1 tRNA gene and 2 rRNA genes are annotated in these 3,802 nt (G+C 54.2%); all 3 read right to left on the bottom strand.

Annotated features, from left to right (window positions below):
* Positions 1–159: 159 nt before the first annotated feature.
* The 3 genes from CK218_RS29735 to CK218_RS29720 all read right to left on the bottom strand — a co-directional run bounded on the left by CK218_RS29735 (position 160) and on the right by CK218_RS29720 (position 3,783).
* Positions 160–236: transfer RNA gene (locus tag CK218_RS29735), tRNA-Met, on the bottom strand.
* A 210-nt stretch (positions 237–446) separates the two neighbouring features.
* Positions 447–561, bottom strand: a 5S ribosomal RNA gene (rrf, locus tag CK218_RS29730).
* A 293-nt stretch (positions 562–854) separates the two neighbouring features.
* Positions 855–3,783: ribosomal RNA gene (locus CK218_RS29720) — 23S ribosomal RNA — on the bottom strand.
* Positions 3,784–3,802: the final 19 nt, after the last annotated feature.

Raw genomic sequence — 3,802 nt, 5'->3', positions numbered from 1 at the left:
CCTCCACAAGGAAGTGAATCACAAACCTTACATCAGCGGAATCCTTCGCGATTCAATCTGATGGTCCGACGCTCTAGTCCGAACAACAACGATCGCGCGCTCACTAAACAACAAAGCCGTCTCGATCAGATCGAGACGGCCAGAGATTTATGATAAAACTGGTTGCGGGGACAGGATTTGAACCTGTGACCTTCAGGTTATGAGCCTGACGAGCTACCGGGCTGCTCCACCCCGCGTCAAGATAGAGGTAAGTTTGCGCTTACCGTATTCAAGGGACGGCCCAATGAAAGGGCCGCTTGCGCGGCCCGGGATCCCGTTTGGCGGGCCTCATGCATGTCGCTCAAAAGTGTTAGCGGTTTTGAGGCAACGACATGCATCACAACAATCGCAAGGAGAAGATTTGTCTGCATCCGGATCCGGATGTGAGATGAACGTGCGCTTGGCAGACCTGGCAGCGACCTACTCTCCCGCGTCTTGAGACGAAGTACCATCAGCGCTGGAGCGTTTCACGGCCGAGTTCGGAATGGGATCGGGTGCAGCCGCTCCGCCATAACCACCAGGTCGGCGAAACGCACGTTCAAATCGAGAAGCTGTTCAAGCGCGATCCGGAGGATCGTCGCGGCGCGATCAAGGATCGTCGCCAAGCGCGATCCAAAGAATCGTCGCAGCGCGATCCAAAGGATCGTCGTTTTGTGCCAAGGCGACGTCTGCGTTTTGCCTACGGGCGAAGCCCGCAAGCGCGACTGCGCGTCGCCGGTCGTCCGGCGCCTCGCGGAGCATAGGCCCGTAAGGGCCGCTCATGCGTGAGCGCTGGCAGACCATCCGACTTTGTCGGATGGATATTAGGAATGAGAACGATCAAGCCGATCGAACTATTAGTACCGGTAAGCTTCAAGCGTTGCCGCTCTTCCACACCCGGCCTATCAACGTGGTCGTCTTCCACGGTTCTCAGGGAATACTCGTTTCAAGGTGGGTTTCCCGCTTAGATGCCTTCAGCGGTTATCCCGTCCGGATATAGCTACCCTGCAATGCGGCTGGCGCCACAACAGGTCCACCAGAGATCCGTCCATCCCGGTCCTCTCGTACTAGGGACAGATCCTTTCAATATTCCTACACCCACGGCAGATAGGGACCGAACTGTCTCACGACGTTCTGAACCCAACTCACGTACCGCTTTAAATGGCGAACAGCCATACCCTTGGGACCTGCTCCAGCCCCAGGATGCGATGAGTCGACATCGAGGTGCCAAACAACCCCGTCGATATGGACTCTTGGGGGTCATCAGCCTGTTATCCCCGGCGTACCTTTTATCCGTTGAGCGATGGCCCTTCCACACGGGACCACCGGATCACTATGACCGACTTTCGTCTCTGCTCGACTTGTCAGTCTCGCAGTCAGGCAGGCTTATGCCATTGCACTCAGCGAACGATTTCCGACCGTTCTGAGCCCACCATCGCGCGCCTCCGTTACTCTTTAGGAGGCGACCGCCCCAGTCAAACTACCCACCATACATTGTCCCGGACCCGGATAACGGGCCGCGGTTAGACATCCATAGTGATAAGGGTGGTATTTCAAGGGTGGCTCCACCTGAGCTGGCGCCCAGGCTTCAAAGCCTACCACCTATCCTACACATGCCACTACGAATGCCAATGTAAAGCTATAGTAAAGGTGCACGGGGTCTTTCCGTCTAACCGCAGGAACCCCGCATCTTCACGGGGAATTCAATTTCACTGAGTCTATGCTGGAGACAGCGGGGAAGTCGTTACGCCATTCGTGCAGGTCGGAACTTACCCGACAAGGAATTTCGCTACCTTAGGACCGTTATAGTTACGGCCGCCGTTTACTGGGGCTTCGATTCAGAGCTTGCACCCCTCCTCTTAACCTTCCAGCACCGGGCAGGCGTCAGACCCTATACGTCGTCTTGCGACTTCGCAGAGCCCTGTGTTTTTGATAAACAGTCGCTACCCCCTGGTCTGTGCCACCCTCCTCTGCTTGCGCAAAAAAGGGTCACGCTTCTTCCGAAGTTACGCGTGCAATTTGCCGAGTTCCTTCAGCATAGTTCTCTCAAGCGCCTTGGTATACTCTACCAGACCACCAGTGTCGGTTTCGGGTACGGTCTATAAGGAGGAGCTATTTCCTGGAACCACTCCGCTGCCCTTTCAATCCGATAAGATTGGACAACTTGTGTGATCCGTCACTACCTCCAGGCTCACGAATATTAACGTGATTCCCATCGACTACGCGTTTCCGCCTCGTCTTAGGGGCCGGCTAACCCTGCTCAGATTAACTTTAAGCAGGAACCCTTGGTCTTTCGGCGGGGGAGTCTCTCACTCCCCTTACGTTACTCATGTCAGCATTCGCACTTCTGATACCTCCACCGCCCCTCACGGGTACGGCTTCACTGGCTTACAGAACGCTCCGCTACCGCTCGTGATTGCTCACGAACCCTAAGCTTCGGTGTATGGCTTTAGCCCCGTTACATTTTCGGCGCAAAGACCCTTATTTAGACCAGTGAGCTGTTACGCTTTCTTTAAATGATGGCTGCTTCTAAGCCAACATCCTGGTTGTTTTGGGATCCTCACATCCTTTCCCACTTAGCCATAACTTGGGGACCTTAGCTGTAGGTCAGGGTTGTTTCCCTTTTCACGACGGACGTTAGCACCCGCCGTGTGTCTGCCGACTAGTACTCCCAGGTATTCGGAGTTTGGTTAGGTTTGGTAATCCGGTGAGGACCCCTAGCCCATCCAGTGCTCTACCCCCTGGGGTATTCGGTCGACGCTCTACCTAAATAGATTTCGCGGAGAACCAGCTATTTCCGAGTTTGATTGGCCTTTCACCCCTAGCCACAAGTCATCCCGAACTATTGCAACAGTTATGGGTTCGGCCCTCCAGTAAGTGTTACCTTACCTTCAGCCTGCTCATGGCTAGATCACTCGGTTTCGGGTCTAATGCGACGAACTGAACGCCCTGTTCAGACTCGCTTTCGCTGCGCCTACACCTATCGGTTTAAGCTTGCTCGTCACACTAAGTCGCTGACCCATTATACAAAAGGTACGTGGTCACCCGCCCATCAAAGCGCTTGCGCTCTTGATGGCAAAATCAAAAGTTCTTCAAATCGTCAAGCGATTTGAAGGACGGGCTCCCACTGTTTGTAGGCAATCGGTTTCAGGTACTCTTTCACTCCCCTTGTCGGGGTGCTTTTCACCTTTCCCTCACGGTACTAGTTCGCTATCGGTCATGCACGAGTACTTAGGCTTGGAAGGTGGTCCTCCCAATTTCAGACAGGATTTCACGTGTCCCGCCTTACTCAAGGACGATTGATCGCATTACGCGTACGGGGCTGTCACCCGCTACGGCCCAACTTTCCAGAAGGTTCCGCTTGTCTCTCAATCGCCGCTGGCCTGGTCCGGGTTCGCTCGCCACTACTTCCGGAGTCTCGGTTGATGTCCTTTCCTACGGGTACTTAGATGTTTCAGTTCCCCGCGTTCGCCACTTTATCCCTATGTATTCAGGATAAGTTACCTATTATCGATACTTGGAAACCACAGCAGCAAAAACAGCGCGATCCCAAAGAGATCGTCGCCCCACGCTCAATCCTTTTGGGATTGCCGCGTCAGTTGCCCTGCTGCTCTGATTTTCCAAGTACCTTAGGTGGGTTTCCCCATTCGGAGATCTACGGATCAAAGGGTATTCGCACCTCCCCGTAGCTTATCGCAGCGTATCACGTCCTTCATCGCCTGTGCATGCCAAGGCATCCACCAATTGCCCTTAAGACACTTGATCGTTCTCATTGCCAATACCC

It is taken from the genome of Mesorhizobium sp. WSM3879 (assembly GCF_002294915.1).
GTDB lineage: Bacteria > Pseudomonadota > Alphaproteobacteria > Rhizobiales > Rhizobiaceae > Mesorhizobium.
This window is presented reverse-complemented; position numbering and strand designations above follow the sequence as displayed.